This window comes from Pusillimonas caeni (assembly GCF_003545815.1).
GTDB classification, from domain to species: Bacteria; Pseudomonadota; Gammaproteobacteria; order Burkholderiales; family Burkholderiaceae_B; genus Pusillimonas; species Pusillimonas caeni.
Window position 1 is genome coordinate 148,125 of the sequence record NZ_PDUW01000006.1, and the last position, 25,307, is coordinate 173,431.

A 25,307-nucleotide genomic window follows, 5' to 3' on the forward strand; every position below is an offset into this window, starting at 1 on the left:
AATCACTATCCACTATGAGCATCATCAATCCCATAGAGCAATGCGTGCGCGACAGCCTCGAGCGCTATTTCTCCGACCTGGGCGACTCCGAACCTCACGACATGCTGGCCATGGTCATGCGCTGCGTCGAACGCCCGGTGCTTCAGGTCGCCCTTGAAAAAGCCCACGGCAACCAGTCGCGCGCGGCCGAAATGCTGGGCATCACGCGCAGCACGCTGCGCAAGAAGCTCCAGGCCCACGATATCCAACCCTGAATCCCTCTTCTTTCCCTCAACTTTCTGCATGAACATCCAGACCGCCCTGCTTTCGGTTTCAGATAAAACCGGTATTGTCGAATTCGCCCAGGCCCTCGCCCAACGCGGCGTGCGCCTGCTTTCCACCGGAGGCACGGCCAAGCTGCTGCTGCAGTCGGGCCTGGAAGTCACCGAGGTCGCCGAACACACCGGCTCGCCCGAGATCCTCGACGGGCGTGTAAAAACGCTGCACCCCAAGATCCACGGCGGCCTGCTGGCCCGCCGCGACAGCGCCGAACATCTGAAAACCATCGAAGAGCACGGCATCGACCGCATCGACCTGCTGGTGGTCAACCTGTATCCCTTCCGCGAAACCATCGCCAAGCCGGATTGCAGCTTCGCCGACGCGGTCGAGAACATCGATATCGGCGGGCCCGCCATGCTGCGGGCCGCCGCCAAGAACCACGGCACGGCCGAGGGCGGCGTCGCGGTCGTGATCGATCCGCTCGACTACCCGCGCGTGCTGGCCGACATCGACGGCCCCGCCGGCGCTCCCTCGTATGGCCTGCGCCTGGAGCTGGCCGCCAAGGTCTACGCCCACACCGCGGCCTACGACGGCGCCATCGCCGCCTACCTGAGCAGCCTGGCCGAGGCCGAGCCCGCGCAGCAGGCCAGCCCCGCCCGCAACGAATGGCCGCGCACGCTGACCCTGCAGATCAAGCAGGAGCAAGCGCTGCGCTACGGAGAGAACCCGCACCAGTCCGCCGCCTTCTACGTCGACCAGCCCCTGCAGGCCGGGCTGCTGGGCAGCCTGCGCCAGCTGCAGGGCAAAGAACTCTCGTACAACAACATCGCCGACGCCGACGCCGCATGGGAATGCGTGCGTACCCTGCAGGAATGCGCCTGCGTCATCGTCAAGCATGCCAATCCCTGCGGCGTGGCGGTCGCGGACACGCCCGAGCAGGCCTATCAAAAAGCCTATAAGACCGATCCCACTTCGGCATTCGGGGGCATCATCGCCTTCAACCGTCCGGTGGACGTGGCCACGGCCCAGGCCATCACTTCGCAGCAATTCGTCGAAGTATTGCTGGCGCCGGCCTACGACGCCGAGGCGCTCGAAGTCTTTGCCGCCAAGAAGAACGTGCGCGTGCTGCAGATTCCGGCCGGCCAGGGCGCCAACGCCTTCGACGTCAAGCGCGTGGGCGGAGGCTGGCTGGTGCAGACGCCCGACGACCACCAGCTCACGCCGGCCGGCCTGAAGGTCGTCACCGCCAAGGCGCCCACCGAGCAGCAGATGCAGGACCTGATGTTCGCCTGGCATGTGGCCAAGTACGTCAAGTCCAATGCCATCGTCTTTACCGCGCAAGGCATGACGGTGGGAGTGGGCGCGGGCCAGATGAGCCGCATCGACTCCGCCCGCATCGCCTCCATCAAGGCCTCCAACGCCGGCCTCAGCCTGGCCGGATCCGCCGTGGCGTCGGACGCCTTCTTCCCCTTCCGCGACGGCCTGGACGTGGTGGCCGAAGCCGGCGCCACCTGCGTCATCCAGCCCGGAGGCAGCGTGCGCGACGACGAGGTCATCGCCGCCGCCGACGAGCGCGGCATAGCCATGGTGCTGACGGACGTTCGGCACTTCCGCCACTGATGCGCATCCTGGGCATCGATCCCGGGCTGCGGCGCACGGGCTTTGGCGTGATCGATGTTCACGGATCACACTTGCGGTACGTCGCCAGCGGCACCATCGTCGTGCCCAAGGACGAACCGCTGGCCCAGCGCCTGAAAGTCATACTGGACAATATCCGCGAGATCGTGCGCGACACTTCCCCCACCGTCTCGGCGCTGGAGAAAGTGTTCGTCAACACCAACCCCACTTCGACGCTGCTGCTGGGCCAGGCCCGCGGCGCGGCCCTGTGCGCGCTGGCCGACCACGGGCTGCTGGTGCATGAATACACCGCGCTGCAGATCAAGAAGTCGGTGGTCGGCAACGGACACGCGGCCAAAGAACAGGTGCAGGCCATGGTGCAGCACCTGCTGCAGCTGAACGGCTTGCCCGCGGCCGACTCGGCCGACGCGCTGGCCTGCGCCATCTGCCATGCCCACATCGGCCCTCTGGCCGACCGGCTGGCGCAGACCGCGGGCCTGCCCGCCAGGCGCGGGCTCAGGCTGCGCGCCGGCCGCCTCACCGGCTGATTTCCCACCCGGCCGGCAGACCCGGCCTTGCAAGGATGTATCGATGATAGGACGCATCACCGGCACATTGCTGGAAAAAACCCCGCCCACCGTATGTATAGACGTCGGCGGCGTCGGCTATGAAATCGACGTGCCCATGAGCACGCTCTACGACCTGCCCGAGAACGGCGCGAAGGTGTCGCTGTACACCCATCTGACGGTGCGCGAAGACGCCCATGTCCTGTTCGGCTTCCTCACCGCCCCCGAGCGCTCCGCCTTCCGCTCGCTGATCAAGGTGACGGGCATCGGCGCCCGCACGGCCCTGGCCGTGCTGTCCGGCATGTCGGTACAGGACCTGGCCAACGCCATCACCCGCCAGGAGACCGGCCTGCTGACCCGCGTGCCGGGCATCGGCAAAAAGACCGCCGAACGCCTGCTGCTGGAACTGCGCGGCAAGATGGGCGCCGACCTGGACGTGGACGCCTCGCGCCCCTCGTCGGGCCACGACGACATCCTGAACGCCCTGCTGTCGCTGGGCTATTCCAGCAGCGAATCGCAAAAGGCGCTCAAGGCCCTGCCCGAGGGTGTCGAAGTCGCCGAAGGCATACGGCTGGCATTGAAGTCGCTGTCGCGTTGACGATCCGTCTGCGGCGCTGCGGCTGTCCTGTTAGCGTCGACAGGCCCTAGTGTACGATTGCTGTTGATTCCGCATTTCTGTTAGGCAACAAGGCCATGGTCATTCATTCCGATTCGCTCTCCGGCGCGGCACCTTCCGAACGCATCGTGGCGCCGCGCAGCGCCTCGCCCAACGAGGAATCGATCGAGCGCGCCCTGCGCCCGCGCCTGCTGGATGAATACGTTGGCCAGCAGCGCGTGCGCGAGCAGCTCGAGATCTTCATCGCGGCCTCCAAGAAGCGCAACGAATCGCTGGACCACGTGCTGCTGTTCGGCCCGCCTGGCCTGGGCAAGACCACGCTGGCCCACATCGTGGCGCATGAAATGGGCGTGCAGCTGCGCCAGACCTCCGGCCCCGTGCTGGAGCGGCCGGGCGACCTGGCCGCCCTGCTCACCAATCTCGAACGCAACGACGTCCTGTTCATCGATGAGATCCACCGCCTTTCACCGGTGGTCGAGGAAATCCTCTACCCCGCGCTGGAAGACTTCCAGATCGACATCCTGATCGGCGAGGGCCCCGCGGCCCGCAGCGTCAAGATCGACCTTCAGCCTTTCACGCTGGTGGGCGCGACGACCCGCGCCGGCATGCTCACCAATCCCCTGCGCGACCGCTTCGGCATCGTGTCGCGGCTGGAGTTCTACACCTCGGACGAACTGGCCCGCATCGTATCGCGCAGCGCGCATCTGCTCAACGTCGACATCACGCCCGACGGCGCCATGGAAATCGCACGCCGCTCGCGCGGCACGCCGCGCATCGCCAACCGCCTGCTGCGGCGGGTGCGCGACTATGCGGAAGTCAAGTCGGACGGCCGCATCGACACCGACACGGCGGGCGCCGCGTTGGCGATGCTGGAAGTCGACCCGCAAGGCCTGGACGTGATGGACCGCAAGCTGCTCGAGGCCATCGTGCACAAGTTCGACGGCGGCCCGGTGGGCGTCGACAGCCTGGCCGCGGCCATCGGCGAAGAGCGCGACACGATCGAGGACGTGATCGAGCCCTATCTGATCCAGCACGGCTACCTGCAGCGCACGCCGCGCGGCCGCATCGCGACGCAGACCACCTGGCGGCATCTGGGTCTTGCCGCGCCCAGTTCGGCCGCCGGCGGCACGCCGGATCTGTTCGATTGAATACAGAAGCCGGCCCGGGCCTCCGCCGGGGCCAGGGACGGTTCTTCCGTCGCCCGGCCAGGCGGGGAAGCAAGCCCAGGCGAAGTCCCGCAATACCGGATCAGTCCATCTTGCACTCGGTATGGTAGGGGTCGGTAAGATCTTCGACGATCTTTCGTACCGGCGCATAATCCAGCTTGCCCGCGGCGTTGCGCTCGACCTTGACCAGATACCAGTCCTGGATCGGATACTGGTTGGTGTTGAACTTGAACTTGCCGCGCACGCTTTCGAAGTCTGCCTTGCGCAAGGCCTCGCGGAACGCGTCGGCCTGCCCCTTGATGTCTCCGTTCACGGCCTTGAGCGCGGAGGCGATCAGGCGGGCCGTGTCATATGAGGTGGCCGCGTATACCGTCGGGCGCCGGCCGTATTCTTCCTCGAAGGCCTTGACGAAAGCGCGGCTGGCCTCGTTGTCCTGCTGCGCCGTCCACTGCGTGCTGAGGTAGAACCCCTCGCCGGCGTCGCCGGTGGCGGCCAGCATGCGATCGTCCATCGAATACAAGGTCGTTACCATCTTGATTTCCTTGTTCAGGCCGGAGTTGGCGAACTGCTTGGCGAAATTGATGCCCGCGCCGCCCGGCATGAACTCGAAAATCGCATCGGGCTTCAACGACCTGATGCGCGCCAGTTCGACCGAGAAGTCCGATTGATCGAGCTTGGTGTAGATCTCGGCCAGGATCTCGCCCTTGTAAGAGCGCTTGAAGGCCGTCAGCGCATCGCGCCCCGCCTGATATGCCGGGGCCAGGATCACCACCTTCTTGATGCCCATGTCGTTCGCCGCCAGGGCGGCGGCGTCGCCGAAGGCGTCGTTCTGCATCGCGACCGAAAAGAAATTGCGATGGCAGGCCTTGCCCGCGAAATTGGACGGCCCGGCATTCAGGCTGACGTAGAAACCGTCTTCTTTCAAAACCGACGGCACGACCGCGATCAGCACGTTGGAAAAGTTGACCCCCGTGAACAGGCGCACGCCTTCCTGCAGCATTTTCTCGGCCGACTGCTTGCCCGTTGCCGGCTTCAGGCCATCGTCCTCTATCAGCAGGCGCACCGGGACGCCTCCGAGCTTGCCGCCCTCCTGCTTGACCGCCAGGCTGAAGCCGTCGCGCTCGTCTTCGCCGATATAGCCGGCCGGCGTGGACAATGTGGTGATAAAGCCGATATCGACAGGCTGTTGCGCATGCGCCAGCGCCGCCGCGGCCGCCAATGCCAGCCCGGCGCCCAGTTTCTTAAGGTGTTGCATATAAGTCTCCTATGTTTTATACGGCATGCATAGCGGTCTGGCTCCCGATATGGGACTTTTTTCGCACGCTGCCGGCTCCACCGCTCTTACATACAACGCCCTGCCATCAAGCCAGGTTGATGTTCACATTCTTCAGGCGGGTATGTTCCAACAACTCCTCCAATGACTCTTCTTTACCGAAGCCGGATTGCTTGAAGCCGCCAAACGGCGCTCCCAGGAAATGCCGGGACACGTCGTTTATCCATACATAGCCGGCTTCGACACGCTGGCTGGCCCGCATGGCCGTCGTCAGGTCGTTGCACCAGATCGACGCGGACAGGCCGTAGTCGACGCCATTGACGGCGCTGAACAGCTCTTCTTCATCCGACCAGCGCAGAACGGACATCACGGGCCCGAAGACTTCTTCGCGGGCAACCCGCATAGCGCTGTGCACATTGGCCAGAATGGTCGGAAGATAGAAATTTCCGTGCACAAGCGCCGCATCATCGGGAATGCCGCCTCCCGCGACCACTTCGGCGCCGTCGCGCAAGGCATCGCTCACGAAGCCCGCCACCGCATCCAGATGCGCCCGGCTGATCAACGCTCCCATGCGGGTATCCCAATCGAGGGACAGGCCCGGCGCCATGCCTTCGATCAGCCGGCTCATGCGTTGAACCACCTCGTCGTGAATGCGCTCGTGCAGGAAGACACGGCTGGTCGAACCGCAAGACTGCCCCGCCCAGGTGAAGTTCATGCCCGCAATCGCGGCCTGCGCCACTTTGTCCACATCCGCGTCCGGCCAGGCCATCAGCGCGTTCTTGCCGCCCAGCTCCAGGCCCACCGGCGTCAAGCGCCTGGACGCGGCTTCCATGACTTTGCGTCCCGTGCCGACCGAGCCGATCAGGCCCACCTTGGAGACCAGCGGGTGCCCCACCATGGCGGCGCCGATCTCCGGGCCGCCGGTCATGACGTTGAATACGCCGTCGGGCAACAGGCCGTGCCACAGTTCCGCGAGCTTCAGGCACGACAAGGGCGCCTGGTCGGGCGCCTTGACGATCAATGCATTGCCGGCCGCGAGCGGCGCCGCCGCCCGCATCGCCGCGAACATCAGCGGATGGTTGTAGGGGATGATGCGCAGGCACACCCCCAACGGTTCGCGCAGGGTCAGGTTGATGCGGCCGGGACCCATGGGTATGGTGTCGCCCTTGGTTTCCTGCACCAGGCCGCTGAAGTACTCGAGCCCGGAGGCGGCCAATTCGACGTCTCCGACCATGGCGCTGACGGGGTTGCCGCAATCGGCCGCGTCTATCATGGCAAGCTCGAGCGCGTTTTCACGCAGGATGCGGGCCGCTTCGCGCAGCGTCCGTCCCCGCTCGAAAGGCGGCACGTTCTTCCAAACGGAAAAGCCGGCGTGCGCCGCCCGCACGGCGGCGTCGACATTGCCCAATCCCGCAACGGCCACCCGCCCGAGGCTGCGGCCGTCAGAAGGCGACGCCAGGGCCGCCTCGCCCTGCTCGCCATCGTGCCATCCGCCGCCGTAATAGAGCTGGCGGCGGCTCGGCAATGTCTCTTCCAGGGACATTGCGGCGTAACGTCCGCGCAAATCGGCCTTCGTCATGGCTTTACTCCTAGATCTTGAATTGCTGCAGCGACCCTGGATGGAACACCTCTTCCAGCGCAAGCTTGCGCAGCGACAAACCTTGTTCATGGTGGTAGGACAACATGGCGTCCAGCGTCTTGGCGTTCTGTTCCACGCCATACGGCCATGGATCGTCGCCCATCACCGAACGCGTGAACTCGGCCTCTTGATTCAGCCAGGGCAGGCTGGTTGCCAGGGCGGTCGTGTCGTCCAGGCTCGGCAGGGCCACGGCGCGCGCCTGCAGAAAAGCCTTCATGGCGCTGGCCGCAAGCCAGGGATGCTTCTGGACCAGGGACTTCCGAATACCCACCACGTGCATAATGGGAAAAATGCCCGTCCGCTTGAAATAGTCCGCCTCGACCGAACGGGGGTCGGGGAACAGCCGGCCCACATGCTCGCTCTTGTTCCGGAAGCAGGACGGCGTGCGCGGCGCCAGGATCGCATCGATCTCGCCCGATGCCAGCAGGCGCGACAAAGGCAGGTCTGTGGCGGGCACGATCTCCACGCCGGGCGGATGATCGAAAGACACTTTTTCCTGCCGTCCCAGTTCTTCGACCCCGCCGACCACCCACCTTATCCCGGAAGGTGGAATGCCGTATTCGTGCTGCAGAATTCCTCGTCCCCAGACCGCCGCCGTGACCTGGTATTCGGGCACTCCCACGCGCTTTCCGCGCAGGTCGCCGGGCCAGCTTACGCGATCGGTGCGCACATAGAAACCCGAATGGCGAAACGCGCGCGACACAAATGCCGGGATGGCGATATATTCGCATTCGCCGCGCGCGGTCTGGATCAGATAGGTGGAGAACGACAGTTCCGCCACGTCGAATTCATGCTGGGTAAAGACCCGAAAGAAGGTTTCTTCGGGCCTGAGCGACACGGCGGTGACCCGGCACCCTTCGATTCCCACCCGCCCGTCCAGCAACGCTCCGGTCCTGTCATAGCGGCCGCATGCCAAAGATAAATCGATCGTCATGGTTCTCTCATGAATGTGTCGCGCCGCCGTCCACCGTGATGGACTGGCCGGTAATGAAGGCGGATGAATCGGACGCCAGGAACAGCATCACGCCCACCAGGTCCTGCGGCACCTGCCCCCGAGGTATGCACTGCATGGCCACGATGCGCGATTTGGCCTCGGGCGTGACGGTTTCGCGCTGGATGCCGGTGTCCACAGACCCCGGCAGGACCGCGTTGACCGTTACGCCATGCGGCCCCAGCTCGCGCGCCATGGAGCGGCTCATGCCGACCAGGCCCGATTTGGAGGCGATGTAGTGCAGGTAGTTGGGGCGGCCGAGCGTCACCGCGCCCGACGCCACATTGATGATTCTTCCTTCGCCCTTGTCCCGCATGATCGGCGCAAAATGCTTGGCGCACAGAAACGGACCGGTCAGATTGACCTTGAGGACCTTCTCCCAGACGTCCAGCTCGATCTCGTCGAACGGCTGCATCGTCAGGGTTGAAAACAAGGCGGCATTATTGACCAGCACGTCGACTCCGCCATGGCTGTCCAGAAGGCTTCGGGACAACGCCCGGACCTGCTGTTCGTCGGTCACGTCCAGGGCGGCGCCGCTCGCCTGCAGGCCTTGCCCGCACAAGCCCTCCGCCACGGCGGCGACCGCTGTCTCCTGTATGTCGGCGGCCACCACCCGCGAACCCGCCCGGGCGAAAGCCTCTACCAGAGTCCGGCCTATTCCCTGGCCGCCTCCGGTGACCAGCACCGTCTTGCCCCGTAGACTCATCGGCCCGTAATCCATGTTCAGCCTCCCAGCGACGCCAGACGCGATCGCAGATCCTCGGTTTTCCACCACTTCTTGATTCCCAGCTCGTCGGCGACCAGGCCGGCGACGATGTAGCCGGCCCCTCCTGAAATCGCGCCGCCCGGATGGGTGGCGGAGCCGGCCATGTAAAGGCCCTGGATAGGGGTTCTGTAGCCGAAATGCCGGTCCATGACCTGGTCTCCCGACAAGGCGCCCATGAAGATGTCGCCCTCGCGCATATTGGGCAGCTCCTGCACGTACTCATGGGAGGTATACACGTATCTGCCCAGGATATTGTCACGCGTCATATTGGGGCAGTATTCGGCCCACCGGTCGATGATCTTCTCGGCGAACTCGCGCTTGAAATCCTCGAAATTCCGGCCGCCCAGGTCGGGGTTGTGCGGCATGACATGCCAGGCGTAGGTCACGTGTTTGCCCTTGGGGGCCAGCGCCGGATCCAGCACGCTGAGCGGTCCGGCGCCGAACTGAATGATTTCGGGCACCTTGTTGACCTTCACGTCCTCGTGGGCGGCGTTCAGTTCCTCCATGGTGTCCGCGCCGATGCTCCACTTCTGGGTCAGCTGGATGTTGGGATCAAAGCTTTCCGCCGCGAAGCGCGGCATTTCATTCAATGCCAGATGCAGGCCGAACAGCGTCCATGTCGTGTACTTGAAGTCGTCCACCTTCCGCCTCATGGCTTCGGGCAGCTGGTCGCGGCCGATGAAATTCTCGAAAGTCTGGTGGACGTCCACCGTCGACGCGACAAAGCTCGACGCCTTGGCCTTGCGCCCGTCGGCGCATTCGATGCCCGTGGCGCGTCCGTTCTCGACCACGATGCGCTCTATCTCGCACTGGTTCCAATACGTGCCGCCGGCCTCGATGAATCGCTCCATGAGGCCGCGCGCCAGGTTGAAGCTTCCCCCCTTGCACAGTTGATAGCCGGTCTTCAGGTCGAACGCGCGGATCACCGACCCCATGGGCGACGTCTTGTTGAGGGTATCCGTCAACCAGGTGCCGAACAGGGAGACCTTGAACAGGAACAGCAGGCGCACGTGCTCGTTCTCGAACAGCTCTTCGACCACCTCGAGCGGCTGGCGGCCGCACACGTCGAGGAACTCGCGGCCCAGGGCATGCTGCCCGAGGAGCGCCTCGCGCTCGGCGGCGGGCAAAGGCTCGGCATAGCGCTCGGGCAGGAATACGTCCGTCGTGATTCTTTCCGCCTTGGCGTTCCACTCGCGGAAGGTGGCGGCGTCCTTCTTGGAGAAACGCGCAATGTTGGCAACCGTTTCGTCGAGATCACGCCCGAACACCAGGGCGGAGCCGTCCCGATGCGCCTGGCCCAGTTCGTACCGCGGGGTGATGTAGGGCACCTTCTCGCTCAATTGCAGATCGCGGTACCAGGGCGTGTGCTCTATATGGAAATGATTGATCGAATGAAGATTGTGGTAGAACCCCGGCAGAGTGGCCTCGACCGTGTTCAAGCCGCCGCCATAGGTCAGGCGCCGTTCGGTCAGCAGCGTCTTCAGCCCGGCCTTTGCCATATAGGTCGCGAGTATAAGGCCATGATGCCCGGCCCCGATCACGATTGCATCGTAAGTCATGCAGTCTCCCCTTATGAATGATGGTCTGTCTCTGCCCATCATAGGAACGGGAGGCCCGTGGGAGCAATGCGCTTTTACCTTTAAAAGGTATAGCAATTGCCTATAGCTTCATCGGGGCGAGACCCAGTTGGTGGCTCCCTTTTCGATTCTGTCCGCGACAATCCGCCTGATGATGCGCGCCACTTCGAGCTCCGCCTTGGTCAGCGTGCGGCGCGATGAATAAATAAGGCACATCTGGCGCGCGAGTTCGGGATCGGAGATCGGCCTGGCGGCGATGCGCTTCGCTTTCACCGCTTCGGCAACGGCGGAATACGGCAAAATCGATATGCCCAGCCCCGCTTCCACCAGGCTGCTGATGACGCTGACCGACTCCACCACGTGCTGCCAGACGGGCTTCAGGCCGATGCGCAGGCCGCAACTCACCAGCCGCTCCGACAGCTCGTGATTGACCGGCGGCAGCAATAAAGGCAGGTGCAAAAAGCTTTCGGCTCCGATCGGGCCTTCTCCCGCCAAAGGGTGGCCGGGTGTCGTGCACAAGTAAAAGCGCTCTGTGGCCAAGGTCTCGCCCCGCACCCCTTCCGTGAAGGCCGGACTGAACGACAGCGCAAGGTCGAGCTCTTCGCGCCTGACCAGGTCCATGAGCTTGCTGCTCAGCGCCTCGACGATCACGAACCGGATCCGCGGATATGCCTTCGCGGTTTCTCCGAGTATGGGAGCGGCGAGGGGGTAAGCCGCCGAAACCGTCAGGCCCAATCGCACGGTGCCGAACACTTCCCCCGCCATCGATCGGGTGGAGCGGGCAAGATCCTCTGCCTCGGCCATGAGCGCGCGGGCTCGTTGAAGAAAGCGGACCCCCGCCGAAGTGGGTCGAGCGCCCCGCGCGTTGCGCTCGAACAGCTTGACGCCCAACTCGGACTCCAGCGCTTTTATCTGCGCGCTTAGCGAAGGCTGGGCAATGAGCAAGCGCTGGGCGGCAGCGCTGAAGCTTCCCGAGTCGGCAATGGCAATGAAGTATTTGATTTGACGCAGTTCCATCGAGCCCATCCGATTGAATGACAGCGCCATTTCTGAAGCCAGCGCGACGAACCTTGCCAGCTTAGCAAAATATGGGGTGCGCCAGAAACTCTGCTTCTAGACCGTTCGTACGCAACGCAGCAATTCTTCTCCATACGCTTCGCGCTTGCGCACCCCCACCCCGCTGATCTGCGCCAGGTCTTCCAGGCTTTCGGGACAGTTCAAAGCGACCTCGCGCAGGGTCGAGTCGTGGAAGATCACATAGGCCGGCACGCCGTGGCTGCGAGCCACTTCCGCCCGCCAGGCGCGCAGGGCCTCGAAGCGCTCCTGTGCTTCGGGCGGCAGCACGATGTCGGCGCTTCGGCTGCGGGAAGCGCCCGACTTCGAACCCGAGCGGGAACGCGCCTTTTTCTCGGGTTCGCGGCGGAACATCAGCGTCGTCTCGCCCTTCAGGACCGCCCTGCTGCCATCCGTCAAGGCCAGCGTGCCGTAGCCCTCGTGGTCCACCGCCAGCAGGCTTTGCGCCAGCAACTGCCGCAATACGCCGCGCCAGGCCTGCTCGGACAGGTCCGCGCCCACGCCGAAGACCGACAGGCTCTGGTGGTCGTACTGCTGGACGCGGTCCGTCTGCTTGCCGCGCAGGATGTCGATGAGGTGCCCGGCCCCGAAGCGCTGGCCCCGCTCGCGCCACAAGCGGTACACCGCGGACAGGATCTTCTGTGCCGCCACCGTGCCGTCCCAGGCCTCGGGGGGTTCGAGGCAGGTGTCGCAATTGCCGCAAGGCCCGATCGACTGATCGAAGTACGCCAGCAGGCGCTGGCGGCGGCAGGAGACTGTTTCGCACAGGCCCAGCATGGCGTCCAGCTGCGCGCTCAGGCGGCGCCGGAAAACGTCTTCCCCCGGCGACTCGTCGATCATGCGGCGCTGCTGCACCACGTCCTGCAGGCCGTAGGCCAGCCATGCCGTCGCCGGCTGGCCGTCGCGTCCCGCGCGGCCCGTCTCCTGATAGTAGCCCTCGACCGACTTGGGCAGGTCGATGTGCGCCACGAAGCGGACGTCGGGCTTGTCTATGCCCATGCCGAAGGCGATGGTGGCCACCATGACCAGGCCCTCTTCGCGCAGAAAGCGCGACTGGTTTTCGGCGCGCACGGCGGCGCTCAGGCCCGCGTGGTAGGGCAAGGCCTCGATGCCGTTCTTGCACAGGAATTCGGCGGTTTCCTCGACCCGGGCGCGCGACAGGCAATAGACGATGCCGCAGTCGCCCATATGCTCGGCCTGTATGAAGGCCAGCAACTGGCGCCGGACTTCGTTCTTTTCGATGATGCGGTAGCGTATGTTGGGCCGGTCGAAGCTCGAGACAAAGTGGCGGGCGTCCGTCAGGCGCAGGCGCTGGGCGATTTCCCTGCGCGTCTCGGTGGTGGCCGTGGCGGTCAGCGCAATGCGCGGCACCTGCGGCCAGCGCTCGGCCAGGATGGACAATTGCAGGTACTCGGGCCGGAAGTCGTGCCCCCATTGCGAGACGCAATGGGCTTCGTCGATGGCGAACAAGGACACCCTGCCCCGCGACAGCAGGTCCAGGCAGCGGTCGGTCAGCAGGCGCTCGGGCGCCACGTACAGCAGGTCGAGCTCGCCGGCCAGGAATGCCTGCTCGACGTCGCGCGCTTCGCGCCAGTCTTGAGTGGAGTTGAGAAAGGCCGCCTTGACGCCGAGCTCGATCAGGGCGTCCACCTGGTTCTGCATCAGGGCGATCAGCGGCGAAATGACGACGCCCACGCCGCCGCGCATCAAGGCGGGAATCTGATAGCACAGCGACTTCCCGCCCCCCGTAGGCATCAGGACCAGCGCATCGCCCCCCTGGTGGACGTGCTCGATGATGGCCTGCTGGTCTCCCCGGAACGAGTCATAGCCGAAAACCTGCTGCAGGACGTCGAGGGAGCCGGAAGGAAAGTCAGACATGCGGTGAAAAGCGGCGCTACAAGGCCAAAGAAGGACGACACCGGCCGCGCGAGGCAGGCTCGCGCGCCGGACGGACAAAGCATTTTAGCCCCTTGAGCCGGCAAGGCTCCGCCCCTACTGGATGGGCAGCGAAAACTCCAGGCCCAGACCATAATCGCCGCTGAGCTGTTCGCGCTGCGCGCTGAGCGACACGCGCAGATTGGGGCTGTACCAGAACTGCTGGCTGATCATGAACTGCTGCTTCAGGGGCGCGGCCTGGGAAGCCACGTGCTCGTAGCTGCCGCGCACCGTACCCCAGCGCCCGATGGGGATGCTGGTGGAAACCAGGTTGCGCGTCTGGCCGGAATCCGCCGCAAAACCGGTATAGTTGCTGAGGTCGGAAAACCCGCCGCTGCGCTGCTCGGTCAGCCACGAAAGCTTGATGTCTTCGATCAGGCCCACATCGTATCCTACCCGATACCGCCATCCGTCCTGCAGGTTGCGGGTCGCTTTTGCCACACCCACCCGCCAGGCGCCCCACGCGGTCGAATACATGCCGCCCACCCCCGCGGTGACCATATCCGGCGCCCACTGCACCTGCGTCTCGAGGGTGAAGTCGGGGTCGACGCCGTAGCGCACCACCGCATCGCTGGCGCCCGTTCCATAGGCCAGGGCGCCCGAAGTCGCCGCCGCATCCGTGTAGTTCAGCGCGCCCAGCACCAAGCCATACTGCCAATGGTCCTGGGCCACCGCGCCGTCGGAAAGCGAGCGGGACAGCGCGATGCCGCTCAGCCGCGCGCCGCCGCCCCATACGAAGCTGCGCGGCGAGTAGCTGCCCAGCGTCAGGTCGGTGCCGTCGCTGCCGGTATAACGCCAGTTTTCGGCGCCCAGCTCCCAGGCGTCGGCGGACGTGAGCGAAGACACGATCAAGGGGGCATGAACTCCTTGCGTACCCGCGATGCCGTATCCACGGTAGGGCTTGAGGCCGCGCCGGTATGACCAGTCGACGTGCTGCTCGTCGAGTTCATCCGGCCCGGGGGCGAACAGCGAGGTGGTCAGCTCCTCGCCGGCATCGACGCCCTGCTCGACGTCGGGCGGCAGCAACGGCAGGGGTTCGGGGGCGCCGACGCCCTCTATGTCGACCGGAAACAGGCGCGCCGGCGCCAGGTCGCGGAAATCCGCCGCCGGCGCAGCCCTGTAAACCAGGCCGCAGGCCAGCAGCGCCATCCATGCACCGCGTATGAACCATTCACCACTCAACATCACGACATGCCGTTTCATTCCTTCCTTGCGGCGCGGGCCCAAGGATTCGTCCGGGCCGCTCCTAGGGCCTGTTAGCACTAGCGACGCCGGTGCGTCACTTCGGCCAATACCTCGGCACTGGCGTCCAGCGAGCGCTTGAGCGCCGAATACTTTTCCAGCAGGGCCGATTTGTACACCACGCCCAGCAGCTTCGGCCGCTCGTCGCGGCTGACCACGGGCAGGCGCTCGCCCTGAAATTGCACAAAGACCGCCTGGGCCTCGTCCAGGCCCATGTCCGGATGCAGCGGCTTGAGGAAGTCGTAGCGCACCACGTCGCCCGCCACCCGGCTTTGCACATCGGTGTGCGTCATCAGCAGGCTGGTCAGATCGCGCTGCGCGACCACGCCCTGATAGACGTTGTCCTCGTCGACCACATAAAGGTACTTGACGGGGTATTCCATGAACATCTGCAAGGCCTCTTTGACCGGAGTGTCCGTGGAAATCACCGTCTGGGCGGGCCGCACCAGCTCGCTCAAGCGCAGATGGCGCAACCCCCGCCGCAGGACGAGGTCACGCTCACGTGTCAGCGTAACATCGTACATGGCCACTTGCGCCACCGCCCTCGAAACAAAATATGCCAGGACGCACGCCACCATCAGCGGCAGGACGAGCTGATAGCTGACGGTCATTTCGAAGATCATCACGATGGCCATCAACGGAGCCCCCGTCGCGGCGCCCAGGAAAGCCCCCATGCCCACCAGGGTGAACAGATACAGCGACACGTCCGCCTCCGGCCAGATAAACAGGACGATATGTCCGAAAAATGCGCCGAAAGCGGCCCCCACCAGCAAGGCGGGCGTGAACACGCCGCCGACCGCGCCGGAGCCCACCGTGAAGGCCGTGGCCACCACCTTGAGCAGCAGCACCGACAACAGCGCCTGCCAGGTCCATGAGTGATGCAGCAGCGAGGTGACGACGCTGAAGCCATTGCCCGCCACGTAGGGGAACGAGATGAGAAGCAGGCCCACCAGCAGGCCGCCGAACCCGAGCCGCACCGGCAGGGAAAAACCGGTCTGCTCGAACATGCCGCGCGCCAGGCCCAGAAAGCGCAGGAATTGCGGCGCCAGCACCCCCGAGAGCAGGCCCAGCACCACGAAGGGCAGTATCTGCACCCCGTCGGCCTGCGACAGGCCCTCGATGGGGTAGACGATATGGTAGTGGCCGGTGGCCCGCATGGTGAGATTGGCGAAGGCCGCTGAAATCAGCAAGGGCCCGACGCTTTGGATGGCCATGGCGCCCAGCACGATCTCGGCCACGAACAGGGCGCCGGCGATGGGGGCGCCATAAGCCGCCGACACCCCCGCCGCGGCCCCGCAGGCAACCAGCAGGCGTAGACGGGTCGTATCGAGCCGGGCAAGGCGTCCCACGATCGAGGCGCCCATGGCCCCCAGGTGGACCATGGCCCCTTCACGGCCGATGGAGCCGCCCGAGACCACCGTGAACAAAGACGAAAGGGAGCGCAGAAGCCCCTGGCTGATGGACAGCCGGCCGTCGCCGATGGCCACCGCCTCCATATAGTCGGACGTGGCGCGCGAGCCGTGCTTTTCGGACCAATGCAGCAGGCAGCCCGCCACCACGCCCCCCGCCGCGGGAAGCAGCAGGCGCCCATACCAGGGCAGCCCCTGCATGGTCTGCACCACCGATCCGCTTTGCCCGCCCACCAGGGACAGAATGAAGTACATGCCCTGGTAGAAGGCCAGGGTGGCCAGGGCCGCCAGCACCCCTACCAGCGCCGCCCAGAAAAGCATGGCCGGCAGATCGGACAGCCAGGCGTAGTCCTTCAGGCGGCTGCTCAACGAATCGACGGACGGAAGATTCATGCTGGGATGCTATTGAATTGTGAAATTGGGCGGGGGAGAATATCGGTTATTTCAATCGATTTCGGTAGCTTGCCAGTGGACTGTTCTGTGGGCACACTGGCGGCATCATGGAAAAAAACCACACCAAAGTGCTGGTCGTCGACGACGACCCCGCCTTGCGTCAACTGCTGGCCGACTACCTCAACCGGCATGGCTATGATACCTTGCTTGCGCCCGACGGAAGCGACCTCGAAACCCGCATCGAGCGCTACAGCCCGGACCTCATCGTGCTCGATCGCATGATGCCCGACGGCGACGGCGCCGAAGCCTGCCGGCGCCTGCGCCAGCAGGGCGAAGACATTCCCGTCATCCTGCTGACCGGCCGCGACGAGACCGTCGACCGCGTCATCGGCCTGGAAGCCGGCGCCGACGATTACCTGGGCAAGCCTTTCGACCCGCGCGAGCTGCTCGCCCGCGTCGAGGCGGTGCTGAGGCGCAAAAAAGGGGCGTCGGCCTTCATCAAGGGTAAGCCCGTAGAGTTCGGCCCCTTCGTGTTCGACCCGGCCACCCGGCAGCTGTCGCGCGGCGATACCCCCATCAAGCTCACGGGCGGCGAGGTCAATCTGCTCGAGGCTCTGGTGTCCAACCCCGGCAAACCCCTGTCGCGCGACCGGCTGCTGGCGCTGGCGCGCGATGACGAAGAAGGCGAACGCAATGACCGCGCCATCGACATCGCCATCCTGCGCCTGCGCCGCGCCATCGAAGACGACCCCAAGCAGCCGCGCTGGATCCAGACCGTGTGGGGCGTGGGCTATCGATTTTCGCCCTGATGCTGCGGCGACTTGTTCCGCGGTCGCTTCGCGCCCGTCTCGTTCTGCTGACGCTGGGCACCATCCTGCTGGTGCAGGCGGGCACCATGGCGTCCGTCAGCCATTTCCGCAACCAGTTCACCGAAACCGTCACGATAGAAATCGTCTCGACCACGATACGCACGCTGCGCGCCGCGCTGGCCGAGATTCCCGCCGAAGAACGCGCCGACTTCGTGCGCGAGGCCTCGCGCAACGAATGGCGACTCTGGTCCCGCACCCTGCCGTCCGAAGCCGAGCTCGAGCGCCGGCCGCGCCGCCCTCCTCCTCCGGGCCAAGGGCGCCCCGGGGACCATGGCCATTCGTCCGATCGCCCGCCGCCCCCTCCGCGGCATGACGACCTGCGGCGCGATTTGCGCAAGCTCGTCGACGCACTGAACACGCGGCTGGACGATGGAACGCGCGTCGCGCTCTCGCGCGGCCCCGCACCGCGCATCTATATCTCGCTCCAGCCCGACGAGCACACCGACGCCGCCGCCCTGGCCACCCGCGAATGGCTGGTCATTCCGCTGGACAGGCTGTCCCCGCCGGTGGCCACTCCCCTGGTCGCCATGTGGCTGGCCGGCATGGGCGTCATCCTGCTGATCTCGGCCGCATTCTCGTGGCACATTACGCGGCCCCTTACCCGCCTGGCCAAGGCGGCGGATCAGCTCGCCGCGGGGCAGCCGCAGCGGGTCGTGCCGGCGGGCCCGAGCGAGACGCGCGCGCTCGGCGAGCGCTTCAATGCCATGCTGGACGCCCTGAACGAGTCGGATGCGGTGCGCCGCACCCTGCTCGCCGGCCTGCCTCACGACCTGAAGGGGCCTCTTTCCCGCATGTGGCTGCGCATCGAAATGATGGAAGAGGCCGCACTCAAGGAGGGCTTGCGCCACGACCTGCAGGACATGCAGCGCATGGTGGACCAGTTCATCGGCTTCGTGCGCGGCACCGACCCCGCCAACTACCGCTTCACCCGCCTGAACCTGGACGACTGGCTGCAGGAACATGTCGGCACCTGGGAGAGCGCGGGCAGCGACGTGAAGCTGCTTGAACCATTGCCTTCCGGCGTGGTGCTGCGCGCCGACGGATTCGCCCTGGGAAGGCTGCTGGACAACCTGATCACCAATGCGCTGAACTATGCCGCCCCCCCGATCGAGATCGGGCTGTCCACCACGGCCGCCCACGCGGTCATGACGGTATCCGATCACGGCCCCGGCATCTCGGAAGAACGCCGCATCGAGGCGCTGCGCCCCTTCTCGCGCCTGGACGACGCCCGTACGCTGACCGGCTCCGTGGGCCTGGGCCTGGCCCTGTGCAATTCCATCGCGCGCGCCCATGGCGGCAGCCTGTCCCTGGACGAGGCCGATTCGGGCGGGCTGAAGGTGACCGTGCGGCTGCCTCTGGCGCAGGAAGACGAAGGCGCCGACGGCGCGCAGCGCAATACCTGAAAGCACGCCGTTCGGCGATCAAGAATCGGTTCTGTTAAGCCCCGGCGGCACCGGGGCGCGCGACAGCCCGAACATGCGCCAGTACACCCAGATATTGAAGATCAGGGCCACCGGCAGGGCCACGACGGCGGCGGCCAGCACCAGCCTGAGGGAGCTGACCGAGGCGGAGCCGTCCCAGATGGTGATGTTGTCCAGCACCAGATAGGGAAAAAAACTGTAGAACAGGCCGCCCAGAATCACCAGAAACGCCAGCAGGGTCGCGGCGAAGGGCAGCATGGTCGTGCCGTCGCTGTGGGTGACCATGCGCTGAAGGCTGAGCTCGATGGCGACGAAGCACACCAGCAGCACGATCCACAGGCATGCCACCAAGGACCATTGCGGCCCATCGCTCCACTTGAGGAATACGCCGGTGTTGGCGAAAGCCAGCACCACCGACACCGCAACGGCCCCCGCGGCCGCCCATCTGACCGCCCGCCTGCCCCAGAACACCGCATGCAGCCGCAGCGGACCCTGTTCACGCATGATGAGCCACGCCGCGCCCAGCAGGCAATAGGCGGCCACGCAGCACAGCGCCACGAACAGGCCGAATGCCAGGTAGCCGCCCCCGGACCGATAGCTGACGACCAGGCGCGCGAGCAGCAGGCCGTGCGCCACGGCCGTCGCGAGCGATCCGATGCCGAAACCCAGTATCCAGCGCCGCTGCATGTCGAGCGGCGCGCGCAGGCGAAACTCGAACGACACGGACCGAAGCAGCACGCCCACCGCCAGCAGCATCAGCGGCAGATAGAGCTGTCCCATGATGCTGCCCCAGGCATTGGGAAAGGCGGCAAGGAACACGCCCATGCCCAGGAACAGCCAGAATTCGTTGGCGTCCCGCCACGGACTCAACAGAGACATCATGCGCGGGCGCAGTTCGCCCGGGGCGACGAGGGTAAGGCATCCCACCCCGATGTCGAAGCCGTCCAGAACCGCCGCCGCCACCACGATGGCGAACAGCAGGCCCATGAAGGCCAAAGGCATCCAGAACGCCGGGTCTTCGGCGCTGAACCCCAGCAGCTCGACCAGAGTATCGACGATCATGCCCTTCCCCTTCTACGGGCCACCGGCACAACGCCATATTGCACGCCATGCCGCAACAGATGCATGAAACCCAGCAGCAGCACGCCGTAGACGGCCAGGTGCGCGGCGATGCCGATGGCCACATGAGCGGGATTGGCAGGCCCCGCGATCTCGAGGAAGGTGATGGTGTGATTGACGACGAAAGGCGCCTGTCCGGCAAGGACGTGGCACAGCACTGCCAGCCCGGCTACCCAGCCCAGGAAAGTCATGCCGGAAAAAAAGCGGCGCCACGCCGGAGGCAGGTCGCCGTGCTCGACGTATTTCCGCCGCATGCACCAGAGCGCTCCGCAGGCCGCGACGAGCATCGCCAGCGCCACGGCAAGCGTCAGGCGGAACGACCAGAAGGTAAGCGCGACGGGCGGGTGCATGCCCGAGAAATGATCCAGGCCGAGCAGCCTTCCCTCGGCGTCGCGGCCCAGCCATTTGCCGCCGGCGTGCGTCCAGGCAAGCAAGGCGCGCGTGGAACCGCGGCGCTCGTCCGGCCATCCGAACAGCGCCAGGTCCGGCTGCACACCACTTTGCCAGTAGGCCGCCGTGGCCGCGGCCTTGGCAGGCTGGTGGGTGGCCACCATGCGCCCATAGCCCGTGATGGCCACGCCGTACGCCAGCACGGCCGCCAGCCCGATGACCGCGCCGGTGCGAAAGACTTGCCGGCCGCTGTCATCGGCGGGCAGCGAAGACGCCCGGCCGGCGATGACGCCCAGCAGCATGAACGCCACCGTGAGCCCCGAGGCGGCGGCCACGAGCAGCAGCAGCCACCCCGTGGATGGATTGAGAACCACCTCGTACCAATCGACGACGAAATACTCTCCATTCAGAAAGCCCGTGCCGGCCGGAGTCTGCATCCATCCGACCAGCGCCAGCACCCACAGCACGGAAAGCGTCGTGCCGACCGCCACCATGAACACCACGGCGGTGTACGCGGTATCGGACAGGCGGCGCTGGCCGAACAGCATGGCGCTCATAAAGCACGATTTGACGATGAAGGCGGTGAGTATGGCGGCGGCCAGCAAGGGGCCGGCCACGTCGCCGATGCGATCGAGCAGGCCGGGCCAGAGGCTGCCCAGCTGGATGAGCACCGGCATGGACGCGGCAAGGGCCAGAATGGCGGCCAGGGCGTAGACGCGCACCCAGAACCGGTAGGCGAGCATCCAGGCATTGCCGGGAGAAAACCGATCGGCCAGCCTGAAGAACAGCAGGACCCAGGCCAGGCCCAACTCGATGAGCAGGAACAGCGACATGAACCCCAGGCTGACGAGAGACTGGATCTGAGAAAGCCAGACGGTCGTATTCATAATGCCCGCTAGTTTAGAGCCTGAACCCGGATTTTGGGCGCCGGGCGGGCAAATATATACGAACGTGGCAAAATGCTTACTTCGCCTGTTTTTTCTGTTTCGTTTTCCGTAATGACCGCCTCTTCGACCCCATCCACTTCCAACTTTCTTCGCACGATCATCGAACGCGACCTCGTCGAGGGCCGCTATGACGACAAGCGCTGGGCCGGACGCCCGGGGCCTGCCGGCGTGCAGCAAGGGGGCGAGGTCGACAGCGCGCGCATCCGCACGCGGTTTCCGCCCGAGCCCAACGGCTACCTGCACATCGGCCATGCCAAGAGCATCTGCCTGAACTTCGGCCTGGCGCGCGACTATCAGGGCGCCTGTCACCTGCGCTTCGACGACACCAACCCCGAGAAGGAAGAGGACGAATACGTCCAGGCCATCATCGAGGCGGTCAAGTGGCTGGGCTTCGACTGGAAATACCGGGACGAGGACAACCTTTACTACGCCAGCGACTATTTCGGCTTCATGTACGAGTTCGCGCGCGCCCTGATCGAATCGGGCGACGCCTACGTGGACGAACAGTCGCCCGAGCAGATGCGTGAAACCCGCGGCACGCTTACCGAAAAAGGCACCGACTCGCCCTGGCGCAACCGCCCGGCCGCCGAATCGCTGGCCCTGCTCGAAGCAATGCGCGCCGGCAAGCACCCGGACGGCAGCATGGCGCTGCGCGCCAAGATCGACATGGCTTCGCCCAACATGAACATGCGCGATCCCGTGCTGTACCGCATCCGCCACGCGCCCCATCATCGCACCGGCAGCGACTGGTGCATCTATCCCATGTACACCTGGGCGCATCCGGTCGAAGACGCGCTCGAAGGCATCACGCACAGCTTCTGCACCCTCGAGTTCGAAGACCAGCGGCCCTTCTACGACTGGATCCTGGAAAAACTGGCCGGCCTGGGCCACCTGCGGCGCCCTCTTCCGCAGCAGATCGAGTTCGCCCGCCTGAACCTCACCTACGTCGTCACCAGCAAGCGCAAGCTGCTCGAACTGGTGCGCGCCGGCCACGTGGCGGGGTGGGACGACCCTCGCATGCCCACCCTGGCGGGCCTGCGCCGGCGCGGCTATACCCCCGAATCCATTCGGCTGTTCTGCGAGCGCCTGGGCGTCTCCAAGGCCGACTCGCGCATCGACTACAGCCTGCTCGAACAAGCACTGCGCGACGACCTCGATCCGCGCGCCGAGCGCCGCGTCGCCGTGCTCGACCCTCTCAAGCTGGTCATCACCAACTACCCCGAAGGCCAAAGCGAGCTCTGCCACGCGCCGCGCAACCCGCACAAGCCCGAGCTGGGCATGCGCGAGTTCGCCTTCTCGCGCGAGCTCTGGATCGAACGCGACGATTTCCGCGAAGACCCGCCCAAGAAGTACTTCAGACTGTTTCCGGGCAACACGGTGCGGCTCAAGTACGGCTACATCGTGCGCTGCACCGGCTGCGTCAAGGACGAGGCCGGACGCGTCGTGGAAGTGCACGCCGAATATCTGCCGGACACGAAAAGCGGCACGCCGGGCGCCGATGCGGTCAAGGTCAAGGGCAACATCACCTGGATCAGCGCGGCCCACGCCATCGCCGCCGAGGTCAGGCTGTACGATCGACTGTTTGCCGACCCCAACCCGGACAGCGGCGACAAGAACTACCTCGATGCCCTGAATCCCAATTCGTTCGAGACCGTGCAGGCCTGGCTGGAACCGGGCACCGAGGCCGTGCCCGAGCATTTCTGGCAATTCGAGCGGCTGGGTTATTTCGTCGCCGACCGCTTCGACTCGACGGCAGAACGGCCTGTACTCAACCGCAGCACGACGCTGCGCGATGCGTGGGTCTGAACAAAACTCTCGGTTTTAGGCCCGACTTCTGGTATTTTGTCGGGCATGGTTTCTTTGGGTAAGCAAGGGCAGTGAGTAAATCCACCACCAAACACAAGGGAGCCGCCGCGCTGGATTTCAAAAGCGCGGCGCTCTACGCCGTACGCATCGTGCTGCACAGCGACGACCTGGGTCAGCTTCAGGCCGCGCTGGACCAGCGCATGAACGACGCCGGCTCGTTCTTCGAGAACGAGCCCGTCGTCATCGACGCGTCGAATCTCGAGTCCTCCATCGACTGGCCCGCACTGTTGCAGTCGCTGCGCGAGCACCGCCTGCATCCCATCGGCGTCGTGGCGCAGGGTGCGCTGCTCGAGGCGGCCCGCGCCTGCGGCCTGCCCGAGGTCGACCTGTCCAGTCCGCCGGCCCGCCCCGCCAGCACCCCCGCTCCCGAGTCGGAAGTGCCGGTCGTGGCGCCCACGGCGCCTTCGCCCGAACCCGGCACGCCCGCCGCCGTGGAAGCGCCCCCGTCCCCCGCGATCGCGCCCGCCGCCATGGTGATCAATCGCCAGCTGCGCTCGGGCCAGCGCATTTACGCGCGCGACACCGATCTTATCGTCATCGGCGTCGTGAGCCAGGGCGCCGAAGTCATCGCCGACGGCAACATCCACATCTACGGCCCCTTGCGCGGCAAGGCCATGGCCGGTGCGCGGGGCGACACGAGCGCCCGCATCTTCACCACCCAGCTCGATCCCGAACTGGTCGCCATCGCCGGGGTGTACCGGGTCATCGAGACCAAGCTCGAACAAGAGCTGCACAACCAGGCGGCAATCGTGCAGCTGGACGGCGAAACATTGCAGATCACGGCGTTGAACACAAAAACGCAATGACAACATTTGTTGCCAAGCCTTTATTCAATTAACGTCAAGTCGCGGCAATCGGACAAGGATTTGTTTTACGATTACGTGATTTATATCTAGAGGAACTCAATCGTCATGACACGCATCGTTGTGGTGACTTCAGGCAAAGGCGGCGTGGGAAAAACCACCACCAGCGCCAGTTTTTCATCTGGTCTGGCCATGCGTGGCCACAAGACCGTCGTCATCGACTTCGACGTGGGCTTGCGCAACCTCGATCTGATCATGGGATGCGAACGCCGGGTGGTCTACGACTTCGTCAACGTCATCCAGGGCGAAGCCACGCTCAACCAGGCGCTGATCCGCGACAAGCAGCTCGAGAACCTCTATATATTGCCGGCTTCGCAAACGCGCGACAAAGAGGCCCTGACCAAGGAAGGCGTCGAGAAAACCCTCAACGACCTCAAGGAAATGGGTTTCGAGTACATCGTATGCGATTCGCCCGCCGGCATCGAGACGGGCGCCCTCATGGCCTCGTATTTCGCCGACGACGCCATCGTCGTGACCAACCCCGAAGTGTCTTCGGTGCGCGATTCGGACCGCATACTGGGCATCCTGGCGGCCAAGTCGCATCGGGCCGTCAACAGCGAAGAGCCCATCAAGGAATACCTGCTGCTTACCCGCTACCATCCCAAGCGGGTGGCCGACGGCGAGATGCTGTCGCTGCAGGACATCGAAGACATCCTGCGCATCAAGCTCATCGGCGTCATTCCCGAATCCGAGTCCGTGCTCCAGGCGTCCAACCAGGGGGTTCCCGCCATCCACATCCGGGACAGCGACGTCGCCATGGCCTACCAGGACGTGGTCGCACGCTACCTCGGCGAGGAAAAGCCCTTGCGCTTCGTCGATTACGAAAAACCCGGCCTGTTCAAGCGCCTTTTCGGAGGCAAGTGATATGTCGTTTCTGTCGTTTCTACTCGGACAAAAAAAGACTTCCGCCAGCGTCGCCAAAGATCGCCTGCAGCTCATTCTGATCAATGAGCGCGGCACGGGTTCAGGTCCCGACTATCTGCCCCAGTTGCAGAAAGAACTGGTCGAAGTCATTTCTCGCTACGTCAAGATCAATCCGGACGACATCAAGGTCAACCTGGACCGCCAGGAGTCGCTCGAAGTGCTGGAAGTCAAGATCGAGATGCCGCAGCCCGGCGCGGAAATCACGGCTCCCTGAATCTTCTCTGTCCCGAACTCAAAGAAGCCAGCCGCAATGGCTGGCTTTTTGCTGTCCGCCTTGCCTGTCCAAAGGTTCTCGGAGATGATGAGGTGGCCTGGCGGCAAAAATGCCCCACGCCGTGCAGGCTACGCTTGCTTGCTGCCCCTGAGGGGGCTTTTTTTTTGCCGGT

General features: G+C 64.9%; 22 protein-coding genes. 11 read left to right on the forward strand and 11 right to left on the reverse strand.

The genetic code is table 11. From position 1 onward, the window contains the following. The first annotated feature begins 14 nt into the window (after window positions 1–14). From CSC67_RS14405 to ruvB, 5 genes are all read left to right on the forward strand, one after another. Window positions 15–254 (forward strand): helix-turn-helix domain-containing protein, encoded by a 240-nt coding sequence (locus CSC67_RS14405; protein ID WP_118995141.1) that lies wholly within the window; start codon window positions 15–17, stop codon window positions 252–254. 28 nt (window positions 255–282) lie between these two features. Then, window positions 283–1,878 carry a bifunctional phosphoribosylaminoimidazolecarboxamide formyltransferase/IMP cyclohydrolase gene (gene purH, locus CSC67_RS14410; RefSeq protein ID WP_118995142.1) on the forward strand — a complete coding sequence of 532 codons (1,596 nt, stop codon included), beginning with the start codon at window positions 283–285 and terminating at the stop codon, window positions 1,876–1,878. Beyond that, window positions 1,878–2,423 (forward strand): crossover junction endodeoxyribonuclease RuvC, encoded by a 546-nt coding sequence (gene ruvC / locus CSC67_RS14415; RefSeq protein ID WP_118995143.1) that lies wholly within the window; start codon window positions 1,878–1,880, stop codon window positions 2,421–2,423. The genes purH and ruvC overlap by 1 nt, the downstream gene beginning before the upstream one ends. 43 nt (window positions 2,424–2,466) lie before the next feature. Further along, window positions 2,467–3,039 carry a Holliday junction branch migration protein RuvA gene (ruvA, locus tag CSC67_RS14420; protein ID WP_118995144.1) on the forward strand — a complete coding sequence of 191 codons (573 nt, stop codon included), beginning with the start codon at window positions 2,467–2,469 and terminating at the stop codon, window positions 3,037–3,039. A 95-nt stretch (window positions 3,040–3,134) separates the two neighbouring features. Further along, entirely contained in the window at window positions 3,135–4,205 is a 1,071-nt protein-coding gene (gene ruvB, locus CSC67_RS14425; protein WP_118995145.1) for a Holliday junction branch migration DNA helicase RuvB, read from the forward strand. 100 nt (window positions 4,206–4,305) lie between these two features. Here the strand turns inward: ruvB and CSC67_RS14430 are convergent, their stop codons facing one another. The 9 genes from CSC67_RS14430 to CSC67_RS14470 all read right to left on the reverse strand — a co-directional run bounded on the left by CSC67_RS14430 (window position 4,306) and on the right by CSC67_RS14470 (window position 16,522). Continuing rightward, window positions 4,306–5,478, reverse strand: a complete 1,173-nt coding sequence (locus CSC67_RS14430) for an ABC transporter substrate-binding protein (RefSeq protein ID WP_118995146.1) — start codon at window positions 5,476–5,478, stop codon at window positions 4,306–4,308. Window positions 5,479–5,584: 106 nt separating this feature from the next. After that, on the reverse strand, window positions 5,585–7,075 hold the full coding sequence (locus CSC67_RS14435; RefSeq protein ID WP_245220242.1) for an aldehyde dehydrogenase family protein: 1,491 nt from the start codon (window positions 7,073–7,075) through the stop codon (window positions 5,585–5,587). Between the two features lie 10 nt (window positions 7,076–7,085). Then, entirely contained in the window at window positions 7,086–8,069 is a 984-nt protein-coding gene (locus CSC67_RS14440; protein ID WP_118995147.1) for a substrate-binding domain-containing protein, read from the reverse strand. Between the two features lie 7 nt (window positions 8,070–8,076). Next, window positions 8,077–8,847, reverse strand: a complete 771-nt coding sequence (locus CSC67_RS14445; RefSeq protein WP_118995148.1) for an SDR family NAD(P)-dependent oxidoreductase — start codon at window positions 8,845–8,847, stop codon at window positions 8,077–8,079. Window positions 8,848–8,849: 2 nt separating this feature from the next. After that, window positions 8,850–10,451: a phytoene desaturase family protein gene (locus tag CSC67_RS14450; RefSeq protein WP_167752900.1), complete on the reverse strand. Its 1,602-nt coding sequence runs from the start codon at window positions 10,449–10,451 to the stop codon at window positions 8,850–8,852. 108 nt (window positions 10,452–10,559) lie between these two features. Further along, a complete protein-coding gene (locus tag CSC67_RS14455; protein WP_167752901.1) occupies window positions 10,560–11,486 on the reverse strand; it encodes a LysR family transcriptional regulator in 927 nt (308 codons plus the stop codon). A gap of 96 nt (window positions 11,487–11,582) precedes the next feature. Continuing rightward, the gene (recQ, locus tag CSC67_RS14460; protein ID WP_118995151.1) at window positions 11,583–13,421 is read right to left on the reverse strand and encodes a DNA helicase RecQ; all 1,839 of its coding nucleotides are present in this window, start codon (window positions 13,419–13,421) and stop codon (window positions 11,583–11,585) included. Window positions 13,422–13,535: 114 nt separating this feature from the next. Continuing rightward, on the reverse strand, window positions 13,536–14,681 hold the full coding sequence (locus CSC67_RS14465) for a fimbria/pilus outer membrane usher protein (protein WP_118995152.1): 1,146 nt from the start codon (window positions 14,679–14,681) through the stop codon (window positions 13,536–13,538). 59 nt (window positions 14,682–14,740) lie between these two features. Then, window positions 14,741–16,522 carry a ClcB-like voltage-gated chloride channel protein gene (locus CSC67_RS14470; protein ID WP_118995153.1) on the reverse strand — a complete coding sequence of 594 codons (1,782 nt, stop codon included), beginning with the start codon at window positions 16,520–16,522 and terminating at the stop codon, window positions 14,741–14,743. Window positions 16,523–16,629: 107 nt separating this feature from the next. Here CSC67_RS14470 and CSC67_RS14475 point away from each other — a divergent pair, with 107 nt between their 5' ends. Continuing rightward, on the forward strand, window positions 16,630–17,331 hold the full coding sequence (locus CSC67_RS14475) for a response regulator (RefSeq protein ID WP_118995154.1): 702 nt from the start codon (window positions 16,630–16,632) through the stop codon (window positions 17,329–17,331). Next, the gene (locus CSC67_RS14480) at window positions 17,331–18,794 is read left to right on the forward strand and encodes an ATP-binding protein (RefSeq protein WP_118995155.1); all 1,464 of its coding nucleotides are present in this window, start codon (window positions 17,331–17,333) and stop codon (window positions 18,792–18,794) included. Before CSC67_RS14475 ends, CSC67_RS14480 begins: the two co-directional genes overlap by 1 nt. A gap of 18 nt (window positions 18,795–18,812) precedes the next feature. Here CSC67_RS14480 and CSC67_RS14485 read toward each other — a convergent pair whose 3' ends face one another. Continuing rightward, window positions 18,813–19,871 (reverse strand): cytochrome d ubiquinol oxidase subunit II, encoded by a 1,059-nt coding sequence (locus CSC67_RS14485; RefSeq protein WP_167752916.1) that lies wholly within the window; start codon window positions 19,869–19,871, stop codon window positions 18,813–18,815. Continuing rightward, on the reverse strand, window positions 19,871–21,208 hold the full coding sequence (locus CSC67_RS14490) for a cytochrome ubiquinol oxidase subunit I (RefSeq protein ID WP_118995157.1): 1,338 nt from the start codon (window positions 21,206–21,208) through the stop codon (window positions 19,871–19,873). Before CSC67_RS14490 ends, CSC67_RS14485 begins: the two co-directional genes overlap by 1 nt. A gap of 111 nt (window positions 21,209–21,319) precedes the next feature. Between CSC67_RS14490 and CSC67_RS14495 the strand changes: the two genes are divergently transcribed. The 4 genes from CSC67_RS14495 (at window position 21,320) to minE (ending at window position 25,135) form a co-directional block, all read left to right on the forward strand. Further along, window positions 21,320–23,074: a glutamine--tRNA ligase/YqeY domain fusion protein gene (locus CSC67_RS14495; RefSeq protein WP_118995158.1), complete on the forward strand. Its 1,755-nt coding sequence runs from the start codon at window positions 21,320–21,322 to the stop codon at window positions 23,072–23,074. A gap of 71 nt (window positions 23,075–23,145) precedes the next feature. Beyond that, a complete protein-coding gene (minC, locus tag CSC67_RS14500; RefSeq protein ID WP_118995159.1) occupies window positions 23,146–23,940 on the forward strand; it encodes a septum site-determining protein MinC in 795 nt (264 codons plus the stop codon). A gap of 105 nt (window positions 23,941–24,045) precedes the next feature. Then, complete coding sequence (gene minD, locus CSC67_RS14505) at window positions 24,046–24,861, forward strand: septum site-determining protein MinD (protein ID WP_118995160.1); 816 nt, start codon at window positions 24,046–24,048, stop codon at window positions 24,859–24,861. A gap of 1 nt (window position 24,862) precedes the next feature. Then, window positions 24,863–25,135: a cell division topological specificity factor MinE gene (gene minE, locus CSC67_RS14510; RefSeq protein WP_118995161.1), complete on the forward strand. Its 273-nt coding sequence runs from the start codon at window positions 24,863–24,865 to the stop codon at window positions 25,133–25,135. The last annotated feature ends 172 nt before the right edge of the window (window positions 25,136–25,307 follow it).

Coding starts and splice junctions, on each gene's coding strand:
- CSC67_RS14405 (WP_118995141.1), top strand. CDS start 15: ATGAGCATCATCAATCCCATAGAGCAATGCGTGCGCGACAGCCTCGAG.
- purH (WP_118995142.1), top strand. CDS start 283: ATGAACATCCAGACCGCCCTGCTTTCGGTTTCAGATAAAACCGGTATT.
- ruvC (WP_118995143.1), top strand. CDS start 1,878: ATGCGCATCCTGGGCATCGATCCCGGGCTGCGGCGCACGGGCTTTGGC.
- ruvA (WP_118995144.1), top strand. CDS start 2,467: ATGATAGGACGCATCACCGGCACATTGCTGGAAAAAACCCCGCCCACC.
- ruvB (WP_118995145.1), top strand. CDS start 3,135: ATGGTCATTCATTCCGATTCGCTCTCCGGCGCGGCACCTTCCGAACGC.
- CSC67_RS14430 (WP_118995146.1), bottom strand. CDS start 5,478: ATGCAACACCTTAAGAAACTGGGCGCCGGGCTGGCATTGGCGGCCGCG.
- CSC67_RS14435 (WP_245220242.1), bottom strand. CDS start 7,075: ATGACGAAGGCCGATTTGCGCGGACGTTACGCCGCAATGTCCCTGGAA.
- CSC67_RS14440 (WP_118995147.1), bottom strand. CDS start 8,069: ATGACGATCGATTTATCTTTGGCATGCGGCCGCTATGACAGGACCGGA.
- CSC67_RS14445 (WP_118995148.1), bottom strand. CDS start 8,847: ATGGATTACGGGCCGATGAGTCTACGGGGCAAGACGGTGCTGGTCACC.
- CSC67_RS14450 (WP_167752900.1), bottom strand. CDS start 10,451: ATGACTTACGATGCAATCGTGATCGGGGCCGGGCATCATGGCCTTATA.
- CSC67_RS14455 (WP_167752901.1), bottom strand. CDS start 11,486: ATGGAACTGCGTCAAATCAAATACTTCATTGCCATTGCCGACTCGGGA.
- recQ (WP_118995151.1), bottom strand. CDS start 13,421: ATGTCTGACTTTCCTTCCGGCTCCCTCGACGTCCTGCAGCAGGTTTTC.
- CSC67_RS14465 (WP_118995152.1), bottom strand. CDS start 14,681: ATGAAACGGCATGTCGTGATGTTGAGTGGTGAATGGTTCATACGCGGT.
- CSC67_RS14470 (WP_118995153.1), bottom strand. CDS start 16,522: ATGAATCTTCCGTCCGTCGATTCGTTGAGCAGCCGCCTGAAGGACTAC.
- CSC67_RS14475 (WP_118995154.1), top strand. CDS start 16,630: ATGGAAAAAAACCACACCAAAGTGCTGGTCGTCGACGACGACCCCGCC.
- CSC67_RS14480 (WP_118995155.1), top strand. CDS start 17,331: ATGCTGCGGCGACTTGTTCCGCGGTCGCTTCGCGCCCGTCTCGTTCTG.
- CSC67_RS14490 (WP_118995157.1), bottom strand. CDS start 21,208: ATGAATACGACCGTCTGGCTTTCTCAGATCCAGTCTCTCGTCAGCCTG.
- CSC67_RS14495 (WP_118995158.1), top strand. CDS start 21,320: ATGACCGCCTCTTCGACCCCATCCACTTCCAACTTTCTTCGCACGATC.
- minD (WP_118995160.1), top strand. CDS start 24,046: ATGACACGCATCGTTGTGGTGACTTCAGGCAAAGGCGGCGTGGGAAAA.
- minE (WP_118995161.1), top strand. CDS start 24,863: ATGTCGTTTCTGTCGTTTCTACTCGGACAAAAAAAGACTTCCGCCAGC.